Annotated in this window: 22 protein-coding genes; 12 read left to right on the forward strand and 10 right to left on the reverse strand. The window is 61.2% G+C overall.

Annotated elements, in window-relative coordinates; translation table 11 throughout:
• Positions 1 to 160: 160 nt before the first annotated feature.
• The 5 genes from E6A21_RS04850 to E6A21_RS04870 form a co-directional block, all read right to left on the reverse strand.
• Complete coding sequence (locus E6A21_RS04850; protein ID WP_212745868.1) at positions 161 to 931, reverse strand: abortive infection family protein; 771 nt, start codon at positions 929 to 931, stop codon at positions 161 to 163.
• Positions 928 to 4,038 carry a type I restriction endonuclease subunit R gene (locus E6A21_RS04855; RefSeq protein WP_138442992.1) on the reverse strand — a complete coding sequence of 1,037 codons (3,111 nt, stop codon included), beginning with the start codon at positions 4,036 to 4,038 and terminating at the stop codon, positions 928 to 930. Before E6A21_RS04855 ends, E6A21_RS04850 begins: the two co-directional genes overlap by 4 nt.
• On the reverse strand, positions 4,035 to 5,270 hold the full coding sequence (locus E6A21_RS04860; RefSeq protein WP_138442993.1) for a restriction endonuclease subunit S: 1,236 nt from the start codon (positions 5,268 to 5,270) through the stop codon (positions 4,035 to 4,037). The genes E6A21_RS04855 and E6A21_RS04860 overlap by 4 nt, the downstream gene beginning before the upstream one ends.
• A gap of 67 nt (positions 5,271 to 5,337) precedes the next feature.
• Positions 5,338 to 6,906, reverse strand: a complete 1,569-nt coding sequence (locus tag E6A21_RS04865; protein WP_138442994.1) for a type I restriction-modification system subunit M — start codon at positions 6,904 to 6,906, stop codon at positions 5,338 to 5,340.
• 236 nt (positions 6,907 to 7,142) lie between these two features.
• Positions 7,143 to 7,928 (reverse strand): hypothetical protein, encoded by a 786-nt coding sequence (locus E6A21_RS04870; protein WP_138442995.1) that lies wholly within the window; start codon positions 7,926 to 7,928, stop codon positions 7,143 to 7,145.
• Between the two features lie 185 nt (positions 7,929 to 8,113).
• Here E6A21_RS04870 and E6A21_RS04875 point away from each other — a divergent pair, with 185 nt between their 5' ends.
• From E6A21_RS04875 to E6A21_RS04930, 12 genes are all read left to right on the forward strand, one after another.
• Complete coding sequence (locus tag E6A21_RS04875; RefSeq protein ID WP_138442996.1) at positions 8,114 to 8,422, forward strand: hypothetical protein; 309 nt, start codon at positions 8,114 to 8,116, stop codon at positions 8,420 to 8,422.
• A 13-nt stretch (positions 8,423 to 8,435) separates the two neighbouring features.
• Positions 8,436 to 8,675 carry a hypothetical protein gene (locus E6A21_RS04880; RefSeq protein WP_138442997.1) on the forward strand — a complete coding sequence of 80 codons (240 nt, stop codon included), beginning with the start codon at positions 8,436 to 8,438 and terminating at the stop codon, positions 8,673 to 8,675.
• Between the two features lie 6 nt (positions 8,676 to 8,681).
• Positions 8,682 to 8,861: a hypothetical protein gene (locus E6A21_RS04885; protein WP_138442998.1), complete on the forward strand. Its 180-nt coding sequence runs from the start codon at positions 8,682 to 8,684 to the stop codon at positions 8,859 to 8,861.
• 150 nt (positions 8,862 to 9,011) lie between these two features.
• Complete coding sequence (locus tag E6A21_RS04890) at positions 9,012 to 9,209, forward strand: hypothetical protein (RefSeq protein WP_138442999.1); 198 nt, start codon at positions 9,012 to 9,014, stop codon at positions 9,207 to 9,209.
• A gap of 170 nt (positions 9,210 to 9,379) precedes the next feature.
• On the forward strand, positions 9,380 to 9,583 hold the full coding sequence (locus E6A21_RS04895) for a hypothetical protein (protein ID WP_138443000.1): 204 nt from the start codon (positions 9,380 to 9,382) through the stop codon (positions 9,581 to 9,583).
• A complete protein-coding gene (locus E6A21_RS04900; RefSeq protein WP_138443001.1) occupies positions 9,576 to 11,750 on the forward strand; it encodes a type IV secretory system conjugative DNA transfer family protein in 2,175 nt (724 codons plus the stop codon). The genes E6A21_RS04895 and E6A21_RS04900 overlap by 8 nt, the downstream gene beginning before the upstream one ends.
• On the forward strand, positions 11,747 to 12,721 hold the full coding sequence (locus E6A21_RS04905) for a replication-relaxation family protein (protein ID WP_138443002.1): 975 nt from the start codon (positions 11,747 to 11,749) through the stop codon (positions 12,719 to 12,721). The genes E6A21_RS04900 and E6A21_RS04905 overlap by 4 nt, the downstream gene beginning before the upstream one ends.
• Positions 12,722 to 12,791: 70 nt before the next feature.
• Complete coding sequence (locus tag E6A21_RS04910; RefSeq protein ID WP_212745869.1) at positions 12,792 to 13,706, forward strand: DNA-methyltransferase; 915 nt, start codon at positions 12,792 to 12,794, stop codon at positions 13,704 to 13,706.
• Positions 13,707 to 13,799: 93 nt separating this feature from the next.
• Positions 13,800 to 14,114, forward strand: coding sequence for a hypothetical protein (locus E6A21_RS04915; RefSeq protein ID WP_138443004.1), 315 nt, complete (start codon positions 13,800 to 13,802; stop codon positions 14,112 to 14,114).
• A 226-nt stretch (positions 14,115 to 14,340) separates the two neighbouring features.
• Entirely contained in the window at positions 14,341 to 14,724 is a 384-nt protein-coding gene (locus E6A21_RS04920) for a helix-turn-helix domain-containing protein (protein WP_138443005.1), read from the forward strand.
• Between the two features lie 25 nt (positions 14,725 to 14,749).
• On the forward strand, positions 14,750 to 15,394 hold the full coding sequence (locus tag E6A21_RS04925) for an ImmA/IrrE family metallo-endopeptidase (protein ID WP_138443006.1): 645 nt from the start codon (positions 14,750 to 14,752) through the stop codon (positions 15,392 to 15,394).
• Between the two features lie 2 nt (positions 15,395 to 15,396).
• Positions 15,397 to 17,313 carry a recombinase family protein gene (locus E6A21_RS04930; protein WP_138443007.1) on the forward strand — a complete coding sequence of 639 codons (1,917 nt, stop codon included), beginning with the start codon at positions 15,397 to 15,399 and terminating at the stop codon, positions 17,311 to 17,313.
• A 130-nt stretch (positions 17,314 to 17,443) separates the two neighbouring features.
• Here E6A21_RS04930 and E6A21_RS04935 read toward each other — a convergent pair whose 3' ends face one another.
• The 5 genes from E6A21_RS04935 to E6A21_RS04955 all read right to left on the reverse strand — a co-directional run bounded on the left by E6A21_RS04935 (position 17,444) and on the right by E6A21_RS04955 (position 26,267).
• Positions 17,444 to 18,715: a hypothetical protein gene (locus tag E6A21_RS04935; RefSeq protein WP_246036199.1), complete on the reverse strand. Its 1,272-nt coding sequence runs from the start codon at positions 18,713 to 18,715 to the stop codon at positions 17,444 to 17,446.
• A gap of 95 nt (positions 18,716 to 18,810) precedes the next feature.
• The gene (locus E6A21_RS04940) at positions 18,811 to 19,548 is read right to left on the reverse strand and encodes a M48 family metallopeptidase (protein ID WP_138443009.1); all 738 of its coding nucleotides are present in this window, start codon (positions 19,546 to 19,548) and stop codon (positions 18,811 to 18,813) included.
• A complete protein-coding gene (locus E6A21_RS04945) occupies positions 19,535 to 22,636 on the reverse strand; it encodes a type I restriction endonuclease subunit R (protein WP_138443010.1) in 3,102 nt (1,033 codons plus the stop codon). Before E6A21_RS04945 ends, E6A21_RS04940 begins: the two co-directional genes overlap by 14 nt.
• A complete protein-coding gene (locus E6A21_RS04950; RefSeq protein WP_138443011.1) occupies positions 22,633 to 23,820 on the reverse strand; it encodes a restriction endonuclease subunit S in 1,188 nt (395 codons plus the stop codon). The genes E6A21_RS04945 and E6A21_RS04950 overlap by 4 nt, the downstream gene beginning before the upstream one ends.
• Positions 23,817 to 26,267: a type I restriction-modification system subunit M gene (locus tag E6A21_RS04955; protein WP_138443012.1), complete on the reverse strand. Its 2,451-nt coding sequence runs from the start codon at positions 26,265 to 26,267 to the stop codon at positions 23,817 to 23,819. Before E6A21_RS04955 ends, E6A21_RS04950 begins: the two co-directional genes overlap by 4 nt.
• Positions 26,268 to 26,321: the final 54 nt, after the last annotated feature.

The following is a 26,321-nucleotide window of genomic DNA, read 5'->3' on the forward strand; positions in this document are numbered from 1 at the left end:
TGCCGAATGGTCCATAGACCTTCGTATCTATTGCCAAACTTGTCGGCTTCGCCACCAGGACGCGGGCTCAAATCAGCTCTCCATTGAGCTTACGGTGATCACGCGCCTTGTGCTCGGACAGTGGCCGTTCGTCAGACTCGGACATAGGTTTGCAATTCCTTCACAGTTTCGGCACCTTTATGCCCAATTTTTCATCAACATAAGCGAATACCGTCTTTCCGGCATTGATGGCCAGCCGAGCCTCTGGTTCGTTAAGAAGCGTTTGATTTGGGTGCGCCAGGCTAGCATTGTTTCTTATTGTATTGAGCTTATCCAGTACATTCGACATTGCGTAGAGCACTTGTGTGACATCGGCGGAGCGCGCCCCCGATGCGTGCATCCTTGGGTGGTTCTCGCGTAGAGCTTTGAGTGCGACGGTGATAGAGGGGTCGCTGGGCAAAACTATGCTAGCTGCGTCGCAGAGCGACAAGAGATGTCCGTGCAGCGCTGTGTGGATCCGATCGACGGCGCTGATCGGGCCACTCGTTCGCAGCAGTGTGTCGGCATCAACAAGCGCTCGAACAACAACGTCTCGAGTGGATGTTGGTGAAGGGGTAGCTACGGAAGGACCTCGCTCCACTTCGAGTGCCCACGTCTCAATTTCTGAGCGGAGTGCTAGGCGCTCGGGGTTCGAGCCGTCCGATTCCCCAAATTTTGCGATCACCCCACGCAGGATCTTGGCTTGATCATGAGGAGTTCTTGATAGCAAAATCTCGATGAACCGTTGCCGGGTCGTTCCCTCGTACGCATCGGTCTCAACGTCGTAAATCCCGCAGTACTCCGGGTAAAAGTCAGCGTGAGTCCGATAGCTAAAGTCGCCGAGGTAACCACCGGAGACACCGATATACCTGTTCACCAGACGCATCACTTGTTGCTTCGTCAAGGCCGTCACGACTCTCCACGCCCTGCACTAAGTCCGAAGAATCGTTCAAAGAACGCGCCCAATTTCGCTAGCACACGCTGCTTCTTCTCACCGTGGCCCCCCTCGGCCGAGAATCGCGACACCGGTGGCAGTACCTTCGTGATAGCGATACCTGTCGCGCGCAGTGACCCTTCGCGGAACGAAGCGTCGACGAAGCTCCTCGTTTCCTCTGGGCGCAGGTTCTCGTCTTCGATGATCTGGGTGAGCTCGGATTCGCGGCGTTCAGCGACGTAGCGCTGCCACTCGTCGTCGACATCTCCTTTGGCTGAGACGCGATCGACGAAGTCTTCGATGAGGTCGCGCTTATTGCGGAGCGATGGGCTGGAGTCGATGGCACGGGTGATCTCGGCGCGCAGCTCTTTGTCCTCGCCGTCGCCGCGCTCGTCGCGGTATTTTTGGACGAGCATGAGGATGTAGTCGACGTTGATCTCGACCTGTTTGACCAGCTCGATCTCGAAGACGACGTCCTCGTTGATCGACTCCTTTTCAGAGTCGCCGCCCTTGCGGAACTCGGCGTAGAGATCGAGGTAGATGCTTCGATAGTCCTGGTTCTGCCGCTCGGTCAGGATCTCGTTTCCGGCGAACTCGTCGAACGAGGTCAGGATGTTCTGCAGGCGCAGAATGGCGCCAAGGAGCTTGATGAACTCCTTCTGCGCAGCCTCGCCCTCAATCGGGGTGCCGAGCGGGAACTGGGTGAGCAGCTCGTTGACCTTCTCGCTGTACTCGCCGTAGTAGTCGCCGTACGGCTTCAGCATCACGATGCCCTTGGCGTCTTTGTTGCCGAACAGGGCGATCGCGTCGTTGGTCTCTTCCTCGAGGTCGCGGAAGGTGACGATGTGGCCGTATGTCTTGACCGAGTTCAGGATGCGGTTAGTTCGCGAGTATGCCTGGATCAGGCCATGGGAGCGGAGGTTCTTGTCCACGAACAGCGTGTTCAACGTCGTAGCGTCGAAGCCGGTGAGGAACATGTTGACCACGATGACCAGGTCGATCTCGCGGTTCTTCATCCGTAGCGACAGGTCTTTGTAGTAGTTCTGGAAGCGGTCGGCCGAGGTGTCGTAGCTGCTGCCGAAGATGCGGTTATAGTCCTGGATGGCTTCCTCCAGGAACGAGCGAGCGTCGCCGCTCAGCGCATCCGTATCGAAGTCCTCCTCATCGAGCGCGCCGTCTTCCATGTCCGGATTGGCGGCGAAGGAGTAGATCAAGCCGATTTTGAGCCGACGGTCTGGCGTGAGCGCTTCCTGCTGCAGCTTGAACTGGCTGTAGTAACGCCGCGCCGCGTCAATCGAGGCGGTCGCAAATAGCGCATTGAAGCCCTTCACGCGCTTCCTCTGCTTGATCTCGTCGGCTACCTTCGGGTTGCGACCCACCAGGTCCTCGACATTAGTGATCACGGAGTGGCTGTAGCCGCTGGAGCGCTTGGTCTTCTGGTCGAAGTGTTCGAGCGTGTAGCTGACGATCTTGCTGACCCGCTCAGGCGCCAGTAGTGCTCGTTCGGTATCGATCGCCGACACCTGCTTGTCGTCAGGCGTACCGACTTTGATCGTGCTGATGTAATCGACTTTGAAGGGTAGGACGTTCTTGTCGTTGATCGCGTCCTTGATCGTGTAGGTGTGTAGCTTGTCGCCGAATGCATGCTCCGTTGTCTTCAAGTGCGGGTTGCCGCCGCTGCCTGCGTTGGTTGCGAAGATCGGCGTCCCGGTGAAGCCAAATAAGTTGTAGCGCTTGAACGCCTTGGTGATCGCGGTGTGCATGTCGCCGAACTGCGATCGGTGACACTCGTCGAAGATGATGACGACGTGGCCGTCAAAGATGCTGTGGCCCTTGTTGGCGTTGATGAACGTCGCGAGCTTTTGGATCGTGGTGATGATGATTCGCGCTTGCGGGTTCTCCAGCTGCTTCTTGAGCACTGCGGTCGAGGTGTTGGAGTTGGCGGCACCTTTCTCGAAGCGGTCGTACTCGCGCATCGTCTGGTAGTCGAGGTCCTTGCGGTCGACCACGAAGAGGACCTTGCTGACACTTTCCAACTTGCTCGCCAATTGCGCAGTCTTGAACGACGTCAGCGTCTTGCCCGATCCGGTGGTGTGCCAGACGTACCCACCGGCGGCGACGCTGCCAAGCTGCTTGTAGTTGGTCGAGATCTCGATCTTCTGCAGGATCCGTTCGGTCGCCACCACCTGGTAGGGACGCATTACTAGCAGCATCCGGTCGGCCGTCAGCACACAGTAGCGGGTGAGGATATTGAGCAGCGCGTGCTTGGCGAAGAATGTCCTACCGAATGCCGTCAGGTCTTGGATAGGCCGGTTGGCCGCATCCGACCACCAGGACGTGAACTCGAACGAGTTCGAGGTCTGGCGTTTGGTCTTCTTGGCACTGGCGCTCTCCGAGATGTGCTGGCGCCGCGTCGTGTTCGAGTAGTACTTCGTGAGCGTGCCGTTGCTGATCACGAACAGCTGCACGTACTCGAACAGGCCGGAGCCGGCCCAGAAGCTGTCACGCTGGTACCGGTTGATCTGGTTGAACGCCTCGCGGATGTCGACGCCGCGACGCTTCAGCTCGATATGCACCATGGGCAGCCCGTTGACCAGCACCGTTACGTCATAGCGGTTGGCGTAGTTGCCGCCGTTGCCACCCTTACCAATCTCGTACTGATTGATGACCTGGAGACGGTTGTTGTGGATGTTCTTCTTGTCAATAAGGCTGATGTTCTTCGTCGACCCGTCATCGCGCATCAGAAGCTGGACGTGATCCTCCTGGATCCGAACAGTCTTCTCGACGATGCCATCGTTGGCACCTGCGATCCGCTCGGCGAAGAACTGCAGCCACTCCGTGTCCGAAAACGTCACGTCATTCAAAAGCTCAAGCTGACGGCGCAGGTTCGCGACGAGCTCAGCTTCGGAGGTGATCGCCAAGTACTCGTACGCCTGCGACTCCAGCAGCTTGATGAACTCGCGCTCGAGGTCTGCCTCCGACTGGTACGCGCTGGCGGACTGCGCGTCGGCGACGTACTCGGCTACAACCGTACTCTCGGACGAGATGGCGATCGGATCGTACTTGCGTGCAGGTGACTCGCTCATGCCGTGGCATCCTCAAAGGTAAGGAGACGATCGCGGTAGAACTTGTACTGCTGGCGACGGGCGGTCAATTCGGCCGGAAGACTCACGCTAAGGTCGTTCACGAGCGCATTGAACTTATCGAGCATGTTGACCATCCGCTCCTGTTCCTCAACTGACGGCACAGGGATTTCGACAAGCTTGAGCACATTCGCGTTGAACTGAGGTTGACCTCCTGTACTCACCATCGCGCGGGCCTGCGACCAGTAGAGGTCGCTCTGCGCAAAGTGCCAGTAATATGCGGGGAGCACGTTCGGTTGCTTGAATCGAATACGAATCAGAAATGATGCGTAGACTGCGGGCGGCTCATCAGAGCCTACGAGCATCGTCTTTCCGTACGTCGCACCAGTTCGCGCCATCAGGAGATCACCTGGCTCAACGACGTACTCACGTGCTGTCGACGAGGGTTCCACGTACTTCGCCCCATCAGCGGAGAGTTGTCCCCAGGGAGTGATATCGGTGATGCGTAGGAAGCGATAGGCACCGGTGTTGGCAGCGCTGGCGGTGAAGCCGTACTTGAAGTCCGCAAGCTGACCTAGGGGAATCTTCCGAACGCCTCGGTGCTCGGAAGAGGTCAAGAGTTCGTCCCGGTAGAAGGCATATTGGCGGCGCCGAGCTTCCAACTCCGATTGCAGTTCCGCTTCCAACTCCGCTTCCAGCTCGGCGAAATGATCCAAGATTCTGACGATTTCCCGCTGGACTTCGAGGGGCGGTACCGGGACGCGAACTTTTGCAAGCTGCTTCGCTGAGATGTCGATGACCTTGGTGCCCGTCGCGAGCGCCTTCTTCTGGGCAAAGAACGACTCGGACTGAAACCAGTACGAGAGGAACTTTGGGTCTTGGTCGTGCTTGATCACCGTGGCGTGTCCGCCGGTTACAATTGGCTCCTCACCGAGCCAGGCGACTGCCTTACCGACGTCCTCGACGTTCTCGCTGGTGTTCGTAATGATGATATCGCCCGGTGCGGCCTCAGCGAGCTTGGCTGCGGTTGCTGGTTCGACGAATGATATAGTGCTCGTCGTCCATACGCCGTAGCGCGTGTAGATCTGCCCGTAGTGAATCGCGCCGACGCCCTCGTCCGTGAGGTCTGTCTTCGGCATTCCGTTGCCGCGCACTAGCTTGGCGATATCGCCAAGCGTCTTGAACTGGACTCCGTTCGGGGCGAATTCTTTGATCAAGTCTGCGATGCGGCTCACGACACACCCTCGGCGTGAAGCTTAAGTCGCTGTTCGACACAAGCTGCCACATAGACACGATCGGCGCTCACGACGCGTCCTCCAGGTCAGCGACGATGGCGTCGATGGCAGTGCGGAGTTCGGCCTGTCGGGCGACGATACGGGCGATTGTCGCATTGAGCTCGGTAATGTCAACCGCTTCGCGGGTGTCTTCCTGCTCGACATAAGACGAAACGGAAATGTTGTAGCCATTCTCGGCGATGTCCTGATTCGCAACGAGAGCGGTGAAGTGATCGACAGTCTTGCGAACGACGAATGCGTCGAGGATCCTCTCCTGGTTGTCCAGGAGAAGCTTGTTCTTGTTGCCGACCCGCTTGGACTCGGCGGATGCATCAATAAAGAGGACGGAGTTGTCCTTCTTTGACTTTTTCAGCACGAGGATGCAGGTCGCGATCGTAGTACCGAAGAACAGGTCAGGAGGTAGCTGGATGACGGTGTCGACGTAATTGTTGTCGATCAGGTACTTGCGGATCTTCTGCTCCGCTCCACCTCGGTAGAGCACCCCAGGGAATTCGACGATCGCAGCGGTGCCGTTGACGGCCAGCCATGACAGGATGTGCATGGTAAACGCGAGATCGGCCTTCGACTTCGGCGCGAGCACTCCCGCAGGCGAGTACCTGGGGTCATTGATCAGCAGCGGGTTGGCGTCGCCCTCCCATTTGATCGAGTAGGGCGGATTGGACACGATGGCCTCGAACGGCTCGTCGTCCCAGTGTTGAGGGTCGGTGAGGGTATCACCGTGGCGGATGTCGAACTTCTCGTAGTTGATGTCATGCAGGAACATGTTGATCCGCGCCAGGTTGTAGGTCGTCAGATTAATCTCCTGACCGAAGAACCCTTGTCGGACGTTGTCTTTACCTAGCACCTTCGCGAACTTGAGGAGTAGCGAGCCTGATCCGACCGCTGGGTCATACACCTTGTTGACGGACGTCTTGCCCGCAACAGCGATACGGGCGAGCAACTCGCTGACCTCCTGTGGCGTGTAGTACTCGCCGCCTGATTTACCGGCCTGCGAGGCGTACATCTGCATGAGGTACTCGTAGGCGTCGCCGAACAGGTCGATGGTGTGGTCGTGGAAGTTGCCGAGCGGCAAGTCGCCGATGGCGTCCAGCAGTCCCGCGAGCTTCTTGTTGCGCTTCTCTACGGTGTTGCCTAGCTTCGAGCTGTTGACATCAAGGTCGTCGAAGAGACCCTTGAGGTCATCTTCACTATCGGTACCTGACGCTGATCCCTCGATGTTCTTGAAGATGGCGGCGAGGGTCTCGTTGAGGTTCTCATCCTGAGCCGCAAGCTTGCGGACGTTGGAGAAGAGCTCAGAGGGCAGGATATAGAAACCCTTCTCAGCGACGGTGTCCTTACGCCCAAACTCGGCGTCACTGTCCGAGAGCTTGGTGTAGTCGAAGTCCAGGTCCCCGGCTGCCACCTCGAGCTCATTGAGGTAGGCCGTCAGGTTCTCGGAGATGAACCGGTAGAACAGAATGCCGAGCACGTAGCTCTTGAAGTCCCAGCCGTCGACGCTGCCACGCAGGTCATTCGCGATCCGCCAGATCGTCTTGTGTAGCTCGGCGCGCTGTGCTTCCTTGGTGGCTTCGGCCATAGGTCTGTCATACTCCTTGCGCCTGGGCGCGCTTACGTTGGTTCCCCTGAGGATGTGCTCTCAACTTAGCAGCGGGCACCGACAAATCTCGGTAGCGGTATGCCGTGTGCTCTTCAGGCGGAGCGTCGTCGCCCGAGAGCTTAGCTCCCATAGGGGTACGACATCTGCTCTGATTTTAACCTGAATTGCCTTTTTCGTAAATCATCGAGTGCTTTTTAAGACTGCTAAGCGTCCTCTTATTTCCCTGCAGTAGAGTAGGGATCTTTGTTTTTGAATTCCACGCGACGGACATCGATTTGCGCGGAACTCTTTCGCTCGACACTTACCGTCGCAAATAGGTTAGGATTCGTAAAGTGAGCACCGAGCATCCAGCTAACCCAAACAGGCATGATCCAATGAATCGTAATAGTGGCGATCGGCTCATCGACATCCGGTTTGGAAAGGTCGAGCGGGACATCGAATGTCTCGTATGCCCGGAGCATGTCACGAAGCTTTGATTCTCCGAGGGCGAAGGGACGATCCTGCAGAGCGTTGTCGATGAACACCTTTGGGCGGCGATATCCCATGCCCTCCGGTACCTCGATGCCGAGGCCAACCGAAAGTAGGCTTTGAGTATCGTTCTCGATTTGAGCGGCATAAACATTTCCGAGCGGCCGATCGTATAAATACCCGTCGCGAATGATGTGGCTGAGCTGGACGGCACCCCTGTCACTGCGACGAAGAATTGTCCGTTCTGTCACGAAGCGCTTCCGGGAGCATTCCCCAAGTCGCTGGTCAAGATTATCTCCAGCAGTATTCAGCCCGCTTGACTCAAAGAAGGCGCGGATCGTGCCGTCCTCGCCGTCGTCATGCACGGCTGCAAGGTGCATCAGAACATCGAACGCCTGCTCTACGCTGCCGTGCCCGACGAAGTCTGTCAGTTGATCCAGGCCAGACAATCGCTGCAGGGTGAGGGGCCCTGCGCCACGCCGAAACGTCCGCAGCTCCTTGTGGAGTTCCTCACGAAGCGGGTCGTCAATCATCAGCCGTTCCAGTCTTCCAATGCCGTCGTTTCCTGCAGATTAGCGCTCGCGAGCTGCGTGTGGATGGCCCTACGTGGACGCTGTCAGTTTTGTGTCAGTGACCGGTACCGCTCTGCCACTCCACGCTAGATATACGGCTTTCGTTCAAGAGGGCGAGCCGAATCCCATAGCAGGAAGGCATACCGATGACTGAGCTTATTCCCCGCCCGAGCGGCAAGCTGACCCCCTACAACGCACCCGAAGGATTCTCCCGTTCTGAGGGCAAGGCGCTCCAGCGCCGTCAAAATGCAGAGGTCGCCAACGGGTTCGTCACCGCGGCGCGCGTGCAGGCGGCCGGGTACGTAGCCGCCACCGGCATGCATCTGAGCGCGATGCTCAGCCGGGAAGCTGAGTTTCAGGCTAACGGCGACCCACGCGCCGCCGATCGCCTGAACTACATCGCCGATTCCTTCGCCGAGTACGCGGCGTGGGAAGTCCGCAGGTTCCAGCGTTAGAAGGGGACTCGCGATGCGCCACGTCTTTGGCTCCCCGTTCCGTACTCAGGCTGAGCCGGTCACTTTCGACCACGAGGAGGTCGCAAGGGCGTTTGTCGCCCGACTGACTTCACTCGTCGAGGAACTCGACCACACGTCCGGCACACTCAAAACCGAAGCTCCGGCAATGGCTCGGCACTTGGCCCTGGTGTCCCAGCAGATGGCCGCTCTGGCGCTCACAGCGCTGGAGACCTGGCCCAAGGCCGATCGCTAAGTCGCCATGGCGACTCTTGTCGTCCTCATCGTCGTCTCGGCCGTCATCCTGGCAATGCTTTGTCTAGGCAACGCCTTGGCAGTCCAAATTAGACGGCTCCGCGCACGTCGGGACGCCGATGAGGCGATCGAGCGGCTCTACGACTACTACCGCGACGCCCTTCGAGAGATACACCGCCGCCGGTAGCCGCACTACCGAAAATCCGTTCGGATTCCTTTCTTTTCTCAACCATGCCTCCAAGAGAGGGGTTATTCGTCATGCTCGAAAACTTCACATCATCCGAGTGGTCGCTGTGAAGCAGCAGCATCTGGGCGATCTGGCGATGGAACGTCACCGGTGAGCGAGAACGATCCGAAGTCTTGGTTCGACCGGGCCATTGGGGCGTGCATGTCGATTCTGCTCGCTGCCATCGCCCTCTACTGCGCAACTCAGGTACTGCAGGCCATCCTGCCGTTTCTCGTTGCGGCTGTCGGGGTCGTCACGCTCGCATGGGGTGGCTGGGCATTGCTGCGCTACCTACGGGGCCGCTACTGAAATCACGCCGCCAATAGTCCGCAAGTATGGCCTACCTGCCGGTGTTGTGGTTTGGACAAATTCCCTTGAACGTTCAACTTATTGAACGCATAGTAGACAACAGATCGTTCAACAAATTGAACGACCCGGTCAATCAAGCCACAGCACCGGCAGAAAGGAGGGAAACAATCATGACCAAGAACATTCGCAAGCACCATCCGCAGCCACCAGAGCGCCGCATCATCGTCGAGGGCGTCCAGCGCGAGCGACCAGACCTGCGCAAGCTCAGTCGCGCGGCGATCGCTCTGGCCCAAGCTGAAGCCGAGCGGGAAGCCCAGGCGCAGCACCGCGCCTCACGCCCCACGCGGCAGCGGGAGGCTACCGACCGTGAGTAGCCGCGACCATCGCCTCGACCAGCTCGTCTGGCAGCGCATCTACTGGCCAAAACCTCTAGATGACACCCATGCCATCGGTCTGCTGCGCAGCTGGGCCGCCCAGATCCACGCCCCGCTCATCATCCTCGAGGCGCGGGCCGACCGGACAGGCGTGCAGTATTTTGTCGGCGCTCAGCGCCGTCATGTCGCCGCCGTTCGTCGTGATGTCGAGCAGCTCGTCCCCGACGCGCTCGTTGTCGACGTCGACGACGAGCGCATCCCGGCTGCCTCAGCGGGCAGGGTGGCCTTCTCCCCCGCAGCCCAGCCGCTCCAGGCAAACGACGCCGATGGCTCGACGCGGGCCATCCTGGCTGCCCTGATGGCAGTGACAGGATCGGAGCGGATGGTTGTCCAGGTTGTCCTCGGCCCGCGCATCGCCCCGCGCCTGACCCCGAAGGATCAGCCCCGCATCGACCAGAGCTTCGCCTCACTCCTTACAGCCGGCATCCAGCCCGAGCAGCGGGCAGGCGTCCGCCGCAGTGTGGAGTCCAAGCGTGCCGAACCGGGTTTTGCCGCTGTCATCCGGCTCGGCGTGCATGCCGCCAATGAGCCTCGCGCCCTGAGCCTCGTCCGCGGCGTCGTAAACGCCTTTCGCTCCCTGAGCGCCCCTGGGATGCGGTTTGTCTTCCGGCCCGAGCGCCCCGACAGGCTCAATCAGCCCAGCAGCTCATGGCCCTTGCTTACCCCCGTCGGTCAGCACCTCACCGTAACTGAAGTCGGCCGCCTGAGCGCCTGGCCGACCACCAGCAGCGAGGCCGTCTACCCAGGCCAGCCACCAGCCCATCCGCGACCCATTCGTCCATCCTTCGCCGCTGCGGTTGGGGATCGAATCGTTGCCGAATCGACAGCTCCCGGTAGCGAGCACATCTCACTGGGGCTCTCGGTTGCCGACAGCACCCGCCATGTCTGGGCCATGGGACCGACCGGCGTTGGCAAGTCCTCGTTGCTGCTGAACCTGCTCATCGCCGACATGACAGTAGGCAGGGGAATCGTCGTTATCGAGCCGAAAGACCTCATCCGCGACCTGCTGCACCACATCCCGCCCGAGCGCGTCAAGGACATTGTCCTGGTCGACCCCCTGGACGAGGCCCCGGTCGGCATCAACCCGCTCGATCGTCACGGCCGCAGCCCGTCACTCGTCGCTGACCAGCTCTTTGGTAGCTTCCGCGCCCTGTACGGCGACCAACTCGGGCCGCGTAGCAGCGACATTCTCCGCCACGCCCTCGGCGCCCTGGCGCACACTGACGGCGCGAACCTGGCCCAGCTGCCCCTGCTGCTCGGAAACCGTGCCTTCCGCACCCGGATCGTCCAGCCCATCGCGGCTGCCGACCCGATCTCAGCCGGACCGTTCTGGCATTGGTTTGACCAGCTCTCCCCAGACGGTGCCGCCCAGGTTGTCGCCCCGCTGATGAACAAGGTCCGCCCGCTGCTCGACACGCACCTGCGGCGCATCCTGGCCCAGCCCGATCCCCGCTTCAACCTCCGGCAGGTGTTCACCGAGCGGAAGATTCTGCTCGTGCCACTGCAGAAGGGCGTCATCGGGCCCGAGGCAGCCCAGCTCCTCGGCGCCCTCGTTGTCGCCGAACTATGGCAGGCCATCCAGGAGCGGGCGGCCATCCCGCCTCAAGACAGGGACGTAGTGACTGTCGTCCTAGACGAGGTCCAGGAGTACCTGCGGCTCCCCACCGACCTGAGCGACGCTCTGGCGACTTCGCGGAGCCTCGGCGCGGCGTTTCACGTTTCCCACCAGTACCTCGACCAACTCCCCCAAAGCCTCCGCACTGCTTTCGAGGCCAACTGCCGTTCGCGCATCTTCTTCCAGCTCGCCGCCCGCGACGCGAAAGCCGCTGCCGCCATGGCTCCAGGCCTCGACCCCGAGGACTTCATGGCGCTGCCAGCCCGCCACGTCTACGCCCAGCTGGTCCGAAACGGCGCCGTGACCGATTGGGCCTCCGGACGCACCCTTGACACTCCACGGTCGACCAGCTCACCCGAGACGGTGAGGCGAGCCAGCCGCACCGCCCATGGCACGCCCGCGGCTCTCGTCGATGAGCAGCTCTACCGGGTCGCCACGCCGGAAACCGGCGCGGGAGGGAGTACCGGTAAGCGCCGAAGGAGCCAGCCATGAACGCGAAGGACGCCCCACCGCTCGGCCCCCCGATCGCGTCAGCTCGTGCAGCCGCATCCGCACCGGTCAGTGCGGGAACAGGCCGAACAGTGGCGCCGAATATCGGACCTCTGACCCATCCCGCTCCGCATACCGGGAAGAGGACGAGCCATCGTCGGCTCCGGGACATCGCTGCCCAGCTCAGTAGCCGGGACCTGGCCGTCCTCACCTCAGTCGAGCGGTACCGGTTCCTTACCACCGCACACCTCCAGGCGTTCCACTTTGGCGGTCACCAGTCAGCGGACACGGCGGCGCGAACCTGCCGCCTGGTGCTCTCACGGCTGCGCGACCTGCGGGTCCTCGGCGTGTTGAACCGGCGCATCGGCGGAATTCACTCGGGCTCCGAGGGGATGGTCTACTACGTTGATGCTGTGGGTGACCGCATCCTGCGCGAGCGGCACCCCGGACGCCCGCGTAAGCGCTCCGAGGAGCCTTCCGCACGGTTTGTTGATCACACTCTGGCTATTGCCAACCTCGCCGTCGATCTTCTCCGCGAAGCCCACGATCACGGGGCTGAGATCGTCCGCCTCGCACCCGAGCATGAAGCCTGGCGTCGTTACACCGACCTCCTCGGCGCGCCCCAAACACTCAAACCTGACCTGTACGTCGAGCTGGCCGAGCACTACGGCGACTCCGATGTCGACGCTTTCTTCGTCGAGGTCGACCTCGGCCAGGAGAGTTTGCCGACGCTCCTCGGAAAGTGCGATGCCTATGAGGCCTATCGGGCAACAGGGGCAGAGCAGCGCACCTACGGCAGCTTCCCGGGCATCGTCTGGGCGATGGACGCCTCCCGCGAGCAGACGGCCGAGCGTCGCCGCGAAAATCTCACCAGAGACATCGACGGCAGCCCCAAATACTCGCCCGGTACCTATACCGTCGCCCCGCTGCATGAGACGGCCGCCCGTCTCATGGAGGGGTACGGCGATGGGTGAGCCGCTCAACCGGATCATTGTCGGTGATGCCCTGGATACTCTCAAGCGCCTTGAGTCCGCCAGTGTCGACATGTGTCTGACCAGCCCGCCGTACTTCCGGCTCCGGGATTACGGCGGCGACGGCCAGCTTGGCCTCGAATACACCGTTGACGATTGGGCCGAGTCCGTGCGCGACATCGCCAGAGAAGTTCGGCGCGTGCTCGTGCCGACTGGCACCCTCTGGCTCAACCTCGGCGACACCTACGCAATGCACCCCCGCCAGGGCGCCCGCGCCAAGAGCCTCCTGCTTGCTCCCGAACGCGTCGCCAAGCTCCTCCAAGAGGATGGCTGGATTCTCCGGAACAAGATTGTCTGGGCCAAGCCCAACCCGATGCCCTCTAGCGTCCGCGGCCGGCTCACCGCCGCCCACGAAGTCGTCTACTTCTTCGCCAAGCAGCCGCGCTACCACTTCGACCTTGACGCCATCCGCGCACCGCACACCACCACGCCGGCTAGGCCACGGGTCTCGCGAAGCCGTCATCCACCACGACAACAGGACTGGCGTGGGCCCAATGCGAACCGTACCAACGGACTCGCGGCGCTCCAGCGTGAGGGCAGGGTAGGCCATCCACTGGGAAAGAACCCGGGCGACGTTTGGACCATCCCCACGGCACCCGCCTCCGGCAGCCATCACGCCGCCTTCCCCTGTGCCCTCGCCGAGCGCTGCATCCAGGCCGGAAGTCCCGCCGCCCGCTGCCGCACCTGTCGGTCCCCCTGGGTCAGGCCGGTTAGAAGACTCGGGCACACGGCTGTCCGGCTCGCCCTCCAGCCCCAGTGTGGTCACCCAGGGCCGCCTGAGCCCGGCGTCGTCCTCGACCCCTTCATTGGTAGCGGCACCACCGCTGTCGCCGCCGAAGAACTGGACCGGAACTGGATCGGCATCGAACTCAACCCGACCTACGCCAGCGAGGCGACCCAGCGCATCCACGGAACCCGGGCCGCATGAAGGCCAGGGGTCGGACGACTCGTCGGCGCACTGCGGCCGGTGACCAGGACTCCATCCCGAAGTCCCGCCGGTCGCACACACCGAGGAGTTGTCATGACGACCCCCGCAGGCGGCACCGATCGCCACAACCCGGCAGGAGTGAAGACTCTCGCCATCCGGCTCGAACCGGACGTCCACACGCAGCTGACGCTCATCGCCCAGCTGCGCGGCAGCACCATCACCGACGAGATCAGGAAGGCTCTGACGGCGCACATCGCCAACGTCAAGGGCAATACCGATCTGGCCTCGCAGGCCGAATCCGCCATGGCGGAAATCGAACGTGAAGCCGCTGCCCGCCGCGAGGCCATCGCCAGTCTGTTCGGCAATGAACAGACCACGGAGAAGCCCCGCACACCCCGAGGACGCTGAGTCGAGCCACCCCGGCAGGGACAGCAGGCAGGCCAACAGGCCAGCCGCTGCCCCTGCCGGTATTTACCCAGCCATCAGGAAGGAGGAACGCATCCCTCAGTCGCGACGACCCAGAAATATAAAACTAATCCGCCTCCTCCGCCCATGGATTTGGCGTTGTAGAATTCGCTTAAATCGTTGAATATGTTGAACGGTAGGCCCATAATCATGGATGGAGAATATTGAAATGCAAGAATACGACGCACAAGGACTGGCCAAGGCCATCCGTAACCAACGCGAGAAGCTCGGCCTCTCGGCCAGCGAAGTGGCCCGGCAAGCCGGCGTAGCCAAGGGCACCATCACCCGACTCGAACTCGGGCAGATTGGCAGCCCACGTATGGACAACCTCCGTGCTATCGCCGATGTCCTGAATGTCTCGTTGACCGAGCTGCTGGCCGACTCCAGCCTGCTCCGCGAATCCGACCTGCCAGCCCTAACGCCGTATTTGCGCACCAAATTCAAGGACATGCCCGAAGGCGCCGTCAAGGAAATCGACGAGCATTTCCGAGAAGTCGCCAAACGCCATGGCATCCATCTCAATAACGGTCCCGCCGCTGGCGAGGACGAATAACGCTCTCATATGAAAGGAGACAGCCATGACCACAAAAGCATCATTCACCACCGAGCGCAGCGTCCTGGCCAGTCTCCGGGCGCTCATCCCAAACCGCATCGTCACCAACCAGAGTGAAGCCCTGCGCGTCGCCGAGCACCAGGCCAGTCGACTGCTCGAACTCCATCACATCGATGACGGACCTGTCCCGAGCGGCCTCATTCCCGAACTGCCCAAGATCGAGATCGAACTTGTCGACGCACCCGTCTCGGGGGCAAGCTTCTGGAACGGCAGCGCCTGGATCATCCAACTCAACAAGCACGAGAACTATTGTCGCCAGCGCTTCACCCTCGCCCACGAGTACAAGCACATCGTCGACCACAACCGGGCCGACACCCTCTACATGGGCACTCGGGAAACCACAGCCCAACAGCAAGCCGAACAAGCTGCCGACTACTTCGCCGGATGCCTCCTTGTGCCCAAGAAGCTCCTCAAGCGTGCCTACTACGGCGGAGTTCAACGCACGGCCGACCTCGCAGGTCTTTTCCACGTTTCCGAAGCCGCCATGGCCGTCCGCTTGCGGCAGACCGGCATCGTCGAAGCTGCCCCACGCTGCACCCCCGCCAGCACTCCCTTCAGCCACACCTGGCAATACCGCTTCAACCGCACGGCCCGACCACAAGGAGTCTGACTATGACCATCGAAGAGATCGACAAACTCAAGCCACACAAGGCTGTCCTGTATCTGCGTGTCTCGAGCAAGAAGCAGACGGAGACCGCTATCGACATCGACAAGGACGGCAACTCGATCGCGACCCAGCGTGACATCTGCCAGCAGAAAGCACAGTCTCTCAACGCTGACATCGTTCACGAGTTCGTCGAGCCGGGCGTGTCCGCTCAAACCATCGAAAAGCGGCCCGTCTTCAAGGACATGATGAAGTTCCTCGGCGAGCATCGCGACGTGGACTTTGTGATCGTCTATGCCAGATCCCGTGCTTTTCGCAACTTCGTGGACGCCGCGATAACGAGGCGCCATCTGGACAAGCTGGGCGTGCGTCTTCTCTCGGCGCGGGAAGACTTCGGCGAAGGCACCTATGCCGAAGCCATGGAAGCGGTCACCGACATCATGAACCAAGTCCAGAACCAGCTCAGTGGGGAAGACATCCGGATCAAGATGCGCAACAAGGCCATCAACGGAGGCACCGTCAGCAAGGCGCGCCTGGGTTACCTCAATATCCGCAAAGACATCGAGGGGCGCATGATCAACAGCATCGGGCTAGACGAGAAGCGAGCCCCGCTTGTTCTCAAAGCCTTCGAGCTCTACTCGACGGGCAAGTACTCCATCGACCGCCTCGAAGCCACAATGGACGATCTGGGACTCACCACGCGCCGCACGGCACGGACTCCCGAACAGCCCGTCTCTGCGAGCAAGCTCCACGCCATGCTGAAAGATCCGTACTACGTCGGCTATGTCAGTTACAAGGGCGAGCTCTACCCGGGCCGTCATGAGCCCATCGTCGGTCAAGACCTTTTTGACCTCGTGCAGGAGGTGATGAGCGCGCGAAGCGGATCGGGCTCACGCGACCGTGTGCATGATCACTACCTCAAGGGCATGCTCTACTGTCTGCGCTGCCATGCCGCAGGCCGCCAGAGCCGGATGATCTACATGCGCACCAAAGGGCATGCCGGGAGTATCCACGAGTACTACTTCTGTCGGCTTCGCCAGGAGGGTCTCTGCGACTTGCCGCACATCCCGACCTACGTGATCGAAGACAAGATCATTGAAGCCTACGACTGGCTCCAGCTCGCGCCAGAATTCGAGGCGGACGTCCGCGAGCGACTGACGCGGACTCTCGACGGGGAGCAGCAGGACTTCAGGATACTCACCGCTGCCCTGAGTAATCGGCTGCGAGAGGTGGACGCCAAGGAGACGCGGCTCATCGATTTGGCGTCAGACGGCGCTTTGCCCGCGATAAAGATCCGGCAGAAGCTCTACGAGCTCCGAGTGCAGAAGGATCGGATCCAGGACGAACTGGCCAACCTCGAGAGCAAGATCGCTGTCGGGGCTGATCTGCTGTCCAAGGCTCTCGATCAGATATCTAACCCGAAGGCTTCCTACATCGCTGCGCCGGACAGGGTCCGTCGCCTACTCAACGAAACCTTCTACAACTACTTCTGGGTGGGCGAACGGGGGGTCGTGCGTCCTTCCCTCAACCACCCGTTCGACGACATCCTGGCCGCCCAGCACGCCTTCCGATCGCCCGTTGTGTCCAGCACAACAAAGACCCAGGAATCGATCTCCCGACCGCCTGAAAGGGCCAAAACAGGCGTCTCAGCCACCCTGGAACGTCAGTTCGTGGGCAACAAAAAGGGCGCCGATTTCTCGACGCCATCCCTGTTGTTCAACCTTGCGTCGATCTACTCGAACCATGGTTCGAATAAAGCGACTCTGGTCGGGCTGACAGGATTTGAACCTGCGACCCCTTGGAGGGTTTTTGAACCCTCCGGAAGACTGCGGAAATCTCGCGTTTTCCCTGGTCAGACGGGGAATCGGGCGACTCCCCCATGTGGATTCTACCGGGTCATTCCCGGTCGGTCACGGGTGTTTTAGATGGGTATTTGATGGACGGCCGGCCTGATGGACTGAAGGATCGATTGAAGCGACTGGCGCATCCGCCGGGCTGTGCCACCAACGCATCCTTCCCCGACTGCTTAATTCTCGGACTTATCGGGTTCTTGTCTCAGAGAGGATAGTCTTTGGCGTCGGGCCATGGCGCCTTCCAGTCTCGATTTTGCGGGTGGCTCGACAGCCACTGGCGGATGTTGATCAGGACTTCGTCGACGTCGTGCAAAAGGTCCCGCTGCTTGCGGACGAACGTGCGGTCCGTCACGTTGGCGCGCAGGGCGTGGGCGGGCTTCTGCCGCGCCGCGCGGACTTCGCGTAGAGGCTTCAGCGCCCACTTCACAGCATCCGCCTTCACATGGTTCATCGTCATGAACAGCTCAAGGCGGTTGAGGGTGCCCAAACGCTCCTTTTTCTCGTTCACCCGCGGAACCTCGGCCTTGTCGAGCGCTGCGCCGTCGATGTTGTCCGAGAGGAGCTTGTCGAAGGAGTGAATGAAGTGGTCCCATTCCCGCTGGTCCGCCCGAAGGATCCAGCCGAAGTCTTCTGGCAGCTCGTGGGACCGGAAGAGACGCGCGCCCCACACGTTCTCGTAGAGGTCGCTGATGGCTTTGAGCTCCTGAGCGAGCCGGGCGAACGGTCCTATGCCGTCCGGCCAGTGGCCCATTTGGGTGCCGTACCAGACGGGGTGAGGGGTGATGCCCTCTTCATGGACCTGAAAGCTCGCCCAGCGCTGCTGGTGCTCGGGTGTGAGGTCGTCCAAGTCACCGTAGAAGGCCGCGACGCGTCGGACAATCGGGGAGTCCCGGACCTCCGGATCATGCTGGCGCATGTCGTAGGCGAAGCCGAGGTGCATAAGGCTGACTCTGTCCTTCTTTGGCTGGTCCTTGTCGTCGTAAGCGTCATCGGACATCCAGAAGTTGATTCCGAAGTCGCTCATGCCGAATCTGTAGCGGGCATCGTTGCGATAGCCCTCGAGCACGTCCGAGCTAAAGAAGGCGAGCTCAAGCGTGGACCGGCCCCGCGCCATGGCCTTGGTGAACGGGGCGTCTTCGAACTTCTTGGGCAGTTTCATCCGCTTCAGTGCCTTCGCCGTGGGGTAGAGGCATACTCCATAGTCGTCTTCGGAGAGCTCGCGAAGCTCTTCGATCTGCTCGGCGACGGTTCTCCGCGAAGGCCAGGGCCGGATGTGGATGTTCGGGTAGTCGCCTGGGCCTACCACCTCGATGAGGCCAGCGTCGGCCAGCTCGACGGCGGCCTCGATCTCGTCGCGCGAGTTCCGGGTGGTGCTGACATGCAGCCCGTTGAAGTCGCCTGACTTCATGTAGCGCTGCTTCACCTTCTTCAGCAGCTCTCGCGCGGACGGGGAGAGGTCATCTATTGCGGCCACGTCGATCCAAACTGTCATGCCCTGGGCAAACTGGCCGGGTCCGCTGCGGCGAAGCTCAGCAGACCCGGCATGTATGGTTGTAACTTCCCGCTTAATCACGCCCGCTCGCCTTCGCCCCAGTCCTCGTGCCCGAGCGGGGCTTCGTTCAGCTCGTCTCGGCGTGATCGCCAGTCGGGCAGGAACCGGTCCATCAAGGCCACGAACTTCTCGCCGTGCCCACGCTCCAGCAGGTGCATCAACTCGTGGACGACGATGTACTCCAGACACCGCGGAGCCTTCTTCGCCAGCTCCGGGTTGAGCCAGATCGTCCGTGACGTGGTGACGCAGGTGCCCCACTTGGTCTTCATCCGGCGCACGACGAACCTGTCCGCCTCGACTCCGAGGATTGACTGCCACTTCTCGAGCAGCGCGGGCACGGCGGCCTTCAGCTCACGCCGGTACCACCGATCCAGTGCCCCGAACCGTCCGGCGGCATCGGTGTCAGGTGGAGTGATCACCCAGAGCGTATGGCCTTTGGTCCGGACACTGTACGCACCCCTCGACTGGGAGACGTCGAGGAGATACCGCTCCCCCCACACATAATGGGTCTCCCCCGAGACCATCTTGCGTTCTGTCTGCCTGTCCGCGTTCTGGAGCTGCTCTCGCCGACGCTTGATCCACGAAAGCCGCTGCACGACCGCGAGCCGGATCGCGTCCTCAGTCGTGCGCTGCGGTGCAGCGACCCGTACCCGGCCCATTGGAGGGTAAACCGATATGTGCATGTTCTTGATGTCCTTGTAGACGACGTCGACGCCGAGGCCCGCGACGGTGAGGTAGCCGCTAGCGGTACTCATCGTTGTTCTTCAGCAGTTCGATGAACTCTGCCAACGAGTCCTCTTCGACGCCAGCCAGTTCCTTGCGCAGCTCACGAGCGAGCGCGCGCTCCTTCATCCTGCCGGCACCGGCGTCGGCCCATCCGTGTTCCTTGCTCGATTGGATCCTGTGGTGCAGTGCTTCGGGGTCGACGACCAGGTCTGCTGGACTCCATTGGAAGTCCACGATCGCCCGACGCGCAGGTGTGCTCGCCCATTCCGGGTAGGTCTTGCCGTCTGCAGCCTCTCGGGTGCCAACTTTTCCGGCCAGCTCGATGAGTTTGCGGAGGTAGTCCGCGTAGTCCTCGGCGTCTTCCTTCTGCTTCTCGATGAGTGCGTCGAGGAGTTCGGACATGTGGTCGTAGTAGCGTGGGTTCATCGCATGCTCGTCAACGATGGTCTTGCGGACGTTGTTGATGATCGTCTCCGCAGTGGCCGCGCTGCTGCCCCTGATTCGGGGTGGCAGCGTGTCGACGGCGTCCGGCCCGCGCTCGACGATCAGCTCGACCAGAGTCTTCTCCAGGTCGGCGACCTGTTCGACGGGTTTGGCGTGGATGTAGGTGTCGAGCAGTTGGCGCATCCCAGCCTCGTACTGCTTCATGTCGATGTTCTCGCCGGCTCCGGCCTCGACCTCGCTCTTGACGGCGGTGTAGTGGGCAACCTCGCCCTTGATCGACGCGATCTCAGCCGTCGTGTAGCCGGCGGCTTCAATATCACTGGCGACGGCTCCAAAGGCGCGTACGAGGCTAGCAACGGACTTGTAGAGCAGGACGCGTTTGGGTTCGTTGTCCTTGATCTGGTCGGCATCCCCCGGGGTGGACGCAACGAAATAGTGCTGGTATTCCAGCGTGCCCTTTGGCGGGGCAACCGGCTCGCACAGCGCACGGACGGCGTCGAGCGCCTCCTCGAGATCCTTGCGGTCCTGCTCACTGCGGTTGCTGATCAGTCCGTCGACATCATCGGCCTCGTACTCGCCGAAGGCTTCGGAGGTGTAGTCGGTGACGGTCTTGTCGAGCGACTTGAACAGGTCTCGGTAGTCGACGATGTAGCCGTATGCCTTGTCGTCGCCGTCGAGACGGTTGACGCGGCATATCGCCTGGAAAAGGCCGTGGTCGCGCATTCTCTTGTCGATGTACAGGTACGTCGCACTCGGCGCGTCGAAGCCGGTCAGGAGCTTGTCGACCACGATGAGCAGCCTCATCTGGCCGGGTTCCTTGACGAACCTCTTCTTGACATCGGCCTCGAACTCTTCGACCCGGCCGATGGCCTCATCGGGGTGCACGCCGAAGTGGTCGGCGAGCATCTGCCGGTAGATCTCGTACTTGCGGAGCTCCTCCGTGTCCCCCTCGCCCGCGTCTTCCTTGGAGATCGCGGTAGGGTTCGGCTTGTAGCTGGTCACGATCGCGACCTTGCGCCTGAAGCCACTCTTCACGAAGGCCTCGTAGAAGGTGCAGGCCTGGTAGACCGAGTCGCTCACCAGCATGGCGTTGCCCCGGCCGCTGATCAGCCGTGGCTGGGTCTCCATGTCAATGAGGATGTCCTGGACGATCTGCGCCGAGCGGGGTGCAGAGGAGAAGACCTTCTGCGTCGTTCCCCACTTCTGCTTCAGCCGGGCCTTCGACAGGTCGGTGAGATTCCGGGTCTTGGCATCGAACCACTTGTCGACCGCCGCGGAGCCCTGGAGCTCCTGCTCGACCTTCCGGGCCTCGTACTTCAGGTCGAGCACGACGCCGTCGCGGACGGCCTCATCAAACTTGTAGGTGTGGATGAACGACCCGAACGTCTCGATGCTGGTCTTCTTGTCGCTCTTCAGCAGCGGCGTGCCGGTGAAGCCGATGAACATCGCCCCCGGCAGCAGGTCCTTCATGATTCGGTGCATCTTGCCGCTCTGGGTGCGGTGGGCCTCGTCGACGAACACGAAGATGTTCCCCTTGGCACTGAACCCGTCCGGGATCTTCGTCTTGAGTTCCTTCGCGAAGTCCTCGGCGTCCTTGTCGCGGGCCTCTTCGTCGGTGCCGCGGAACTTGTGCACCAACGAGCACATGAGCGGCGGGTTGGACTTGTTGAGCATCGCGAGCATGTCCGCGCCTGACTGGGTGCGGCCGATCTTCTCCCCGACCCCGGAGAAGCCGCCCTCGATCTGCTCGTCCAGCTCGGTGCGGTCGGTGATCACGAGGACGCGGGCATCATGCCGGGTCTCCAGGATCCACTTGGCCAGCCATACCATCGTCAGGCTCTTGCCCGACCCCTGGGTATGCCAGATGATGCCGCCCTCGCGCCTCGCGACGCGTGCCCGAGCGGCCTTGACACCGAAGTACTGGTTGTGCCGCGGGGACTTCTTCACACCCGCGTCGAAGACGATGAAGTCGTGGATGATCTCCAGGAAACGCTCCTTGGAGCACATCTGGGTGATCGCGAGGTCGAGGTCAGCGTTCTCGCCCTCCTCCTTCCACCGCAGCCAGTACTTCTCCGGGGTCTCGATCACCCCATAATGCAGCCCCTCGACGTCGTTGCCCGCGAACAGCAGCTGGACGGTCGTGAAGAACGGACGGACGAAGTCATGACGCTGGTTGCCGATGTTCTGACGAATGCCGCTGGCGACACTCACCGTCGAGCGCTTCAGCTCGACCACACCGAGCGCGATCCCGTTCACATAGAGGACGAGGTCGGGCCGCTTCGTGTGCTCGCCCTTGACCGTGACCTCTTCGGCCACCACGAAGTCGTTCTTCCCCGGGTTGGCCCAGTCGATCAGGTGGACTGACTGGGTGGTCTCGCCGACGTCGGTCTTGACCTTCGCGCCGTAGCGAAGGAGTTCGTAGACCCTACGGTTCTGGTCGTACAGGGAGGACCCGCCTCCGAGCGCCGCGGCTGTGAGCACTTGCTGCATGGCACGCGAGACCAGCGCGTCGTCGTATCCACGGCGGACCAGGTAAGCGCGGAGTCTACCTTCGTCGACGTTGCGGTTGTCCTGGTCTTTCAGGTTCCCGCCATAGACGTACCCGAGCTTGTTCCGGAGGAGCCCGACGACCCGGCGTTGTGTCTCGCGCTCCTTCTGACCGACTGCGCTCATGTCTCCTCCTTCGAGGGCAGGCGGGTCCGCCCCGTCAGCAATTCCTGCATCATCCCGACCTTCACCGCACGCGCCCACTCCAGACGACGATCCCAAGCGACGATCTCTGCGTCAACGTCCTGCAAGACCTCGGCAATAGCACGCTGCTCGTCCGCTCCAGGCAAAGTCAGCGCGATACCTGAGATATAGCTGCGAGTCGTGGCAAGGACTTTCGTACCCGCCGCCAACCGGAGCAAGGCTGCACGAAACGCGGGGATGAATTGGATATACCCCTTGAAACCGTCTGCAAGCACTGACTTATCGAACCGTGCGGCAATCGTGTGGAGCCCCGGAACCGCTCCCTCCGGCGGCACGTCTGTGACTTCTACCGACTTGCCGACCCCATCCGGATCTTCAGATGCATCAGCGAATACTAAGTCCCCAACGGCCAAACGACCGGCACGAGATGCTAGATGTGACGCTGCCCGCGGCATGCTCTCGGAAGCAGCGTCAAGACGAACTGAACTTCGTGTGTGGATGTCGCCATAGTGGAGGTATCTCAGAGGTGATTCTTGATCGAGCTGATCGCGAGACAGCGCAACCGTGCGAAGGTATGTGACGTGATCGCCGAGAGTGATATCACGCCACTCGCCGGTAAACCCAGGAAGGCGTGTGCTGCCGGTGAGGAGTTCCTGCACCATACCCAGCTTGACATCACGCTTCTTCGCGATGAGTTTCTCCAACGCTTCTATTTGAGTGTCCGCTTCCAATATCACCGCGGCGATGTTTGCTTGCTCCACGCGGCGCGACGGGATCATTACTTCGTATGCCGTCAGATTGTTGCGATTAAGGGTGGGGACAGACGTCGCAGCGTCAAGGCGTTCCAGGTGGAAGGCAGCAAGCACGGCAGCCACAAATCTCGGATCATTGCCATTGAAGTCGTCGGCCCACAAGGTGGTGTCGTGCGGCCAAAACGGCTCATCGACATAGAAAACTCGCCCGAGCAGCCCCTTCCTCCCGGTAACGACCGCCGGAGGCTGGACCGCAGCCCTGGCATGGAAGTACGAGATGCCGGACGATGAGTAAACCGGTACCGAGCCAGCAACGCGCGTTGCCTCGGTGATGTCGAACCCACGTTGGAGGCGACAGAGATCGGAGGCACGGACTACTTTCCAGCCATCGGGGATGGAACCACCGATATTCACAGGACTATCCCCATCTCAATCAGATGTCCTAGCACTTTCGCGCCCAAACGGTCAATCTCAGCCTCACGCTGGGCGACCGTTGACTCGTAACGAGTAGAAAGCGCCCGGAGTCGTGAAATCAGGCTGAGTCCAAGGGCAGTCACTTCACCGATGATGCGCCGCTCGAGCGCAGCTCCCCACTTGTCATTAACCACAAGCTGCTGCACCTCGCTCTCAGTCAGCGAGTTGTACTTCGCAACGACCTTCTCGTTGAGCGCGGTGGCCGCCGTCTTAACCGCTGACTTGGTCTCGGCCTCGGCGGAGTACAGCGCGATGACCTTGGTGAGCGCTGCGATCTCATCGGGGTCACCGCCGGAGCGTTTGATTTCCTTGAGGTAGTCGCCCGCAGCTTTTTTGGGCAGCTTGCCTTCGTCGTCAGCGGCGTCGAACAGCAGCCCGCCTTCAACGGCGTTTTCTTCGATATATTCTGCAACCGCGAGGGTGGCTGCGTCGGCGGCCTCGGTGAGATGGTCCAATTCGGCCTGCTCGGATGTGAAGTAGCGGGCGATCACGTGCTCGGGTGGGAGGAGGTCCATCACCCAGCGTTTCGCCTTCGCACCGGTACCGAAGAGGATGTGGGCGTCTTCGTACTTGGGCTTGTTGTTCTTGTCCTTCCACATGCGTGCGGTGCGCGGGTGCACGGCCCGGGTCCAGCCTTCGCTGGCGATCAGCGACACATCGTCGTGCATGACGTCGTTCCAGTAGCTCATGAGCTGTTCGTAGACGCCGTACTCGTCGATCAGCGGTCGTGGCCGGAACGCATCCAGGAGTGCCTCGGACACGTAGCGGATGAGGTCAGCGGGTTTGGTGTCCAGGTCGATCTTTTCGAGCAGACCGCGCTTGCTCGCCCACCACTGCCTCACCGTGTTCGCGGTGTCGAGATCGAAAGCCTCGTACTCGCCGGAACCAATGACTGTCGACCGGATTTCACTGGGCTCGACCTTCAGCTCCGAGTAGCCCTCACGCAGCGGTGTGAAGAGTTCACTGAGGAGGTTCGGGAACGCATCCCAGTAGGGCTGAAGTGCGTCGAGGTCGCGGTTGGGGATGCCACCGTGCATGTGTGCACGGAGGTCCTGGATGTCCTCGGGCTCGGAAGAGTCGATGTAGCGCGGGATGTTGAGGTTGTAGTCGTTCTTCGGATCCGCGATCTCGCTGATCGGCACCATGCGGGAGTAGCGCGCGATCTCTTTTCGGGTGGCGAAGGCGTCGACGATCTTGTGCATGTCGCGCGGCCGCAGCCGGTTCTTAGGGCCGTCCTTGGCGAAGCCCTTGCTCGCGTCGATCATGAAGATACCGGCGCGCGCCTGGGCCTCCTCCTTGTCGAGCACGATCAGGCAGGCAGGGATGCCGGTGCCGTAGAAGAGGTTCGGCGGCAGACCGATTATCGCCTTGATGTAGCCGCGCTTGATCAGCTCAGTGCGGATCCTCGCCTCTGAGTTCCCGCGGAACAGCACACCGTGCGGGAGTACGACAACACCCTTGCCTCGCGGCCGCAGCGACTTGACCATGTGCAGGAGGAACGCGTAGTCACCGTTCTTGTCGGGCGGGGTGTCGAATCCATCGAATCGGCCGAAGGAAAAGTCGAAGCCATTAAGCCAAGTCTTGACCGAGAACGGCGGGTTAGCCACGAGATAGTCGAATGTCTGGAGGTTGCCGTTGTAGGTGAATTTCGGGTTGGCCAGAGTGTTTCCCTGGCGCAGGTCGTGGGTCTCGTTGCCGTGGAGAATCATGTTCATCCGCGCGAGCGCCCAGGTGGCGTTGTCGTTCTCCTGGCCGTAGATCGTCAGCCCGTTCGGTGCGGCGTCGGCGACCTTGATCAGCAGCGATCCGGAGCCGCACGTCGGATCGTACACGGTGGTGGACTTGGGGGCGTCGGCAGGGATCTGGAGCAGCTGCGCCATCACGCGGGAGACCTCAGCCGGGGTGTAGAACTGGCCCTTGCTCTTTCCGGACTGGGTGGCGAAGTGCCGCATGAGGTACTCGTAGGCATCGCCCAGCAGGTCGTCGCCCTCGGCTTTGGAGCCGGTGAAGTCCATGTCCTGGAAGATGCCGATCAGGTTCGAGACCCTGTCCTGCAGTTCTTTGCCGGAGCCCAGCTTGGCGGGGTCGTCGAAGTCGGCGGTGTTGATGACGCCCAGTAGGTCGTTCTCTTCGGCGAGACGCCGGATCGCGATGTTGACCTTCTCTCCGACGTCGGTCTTGCCCTTGAGCGAGACCAGGTAGTCGAAGGAGCCGTCGTCGGGGACGTAGATGAGCGCTGACTTGTCGGCCTTCGCCTTGTCGGAGACGTACTTCACGAACAGCAGGGTGAGGACGTAGTCCTTGTACTGGCTCGCGTCCATTGACCCGCGCAGCTCGTCGGCACTGCTCCAGAGTGAGGAGTACAGATCAGATTTCTTCAGCGCCACGGCTCACTCTTTCTACGTTCAGATACATGCATCCCGGGCCGAGGGCAGTCGCCC

Source organism: Sinomonas susongensis, assembly GCF_005877005.1.
GTDB lineage: Bacteria > Actinomycetota > Actinomycetes > Actinomycetales > Micrococcaceae > Sinomonas > Sinomonas susongensis.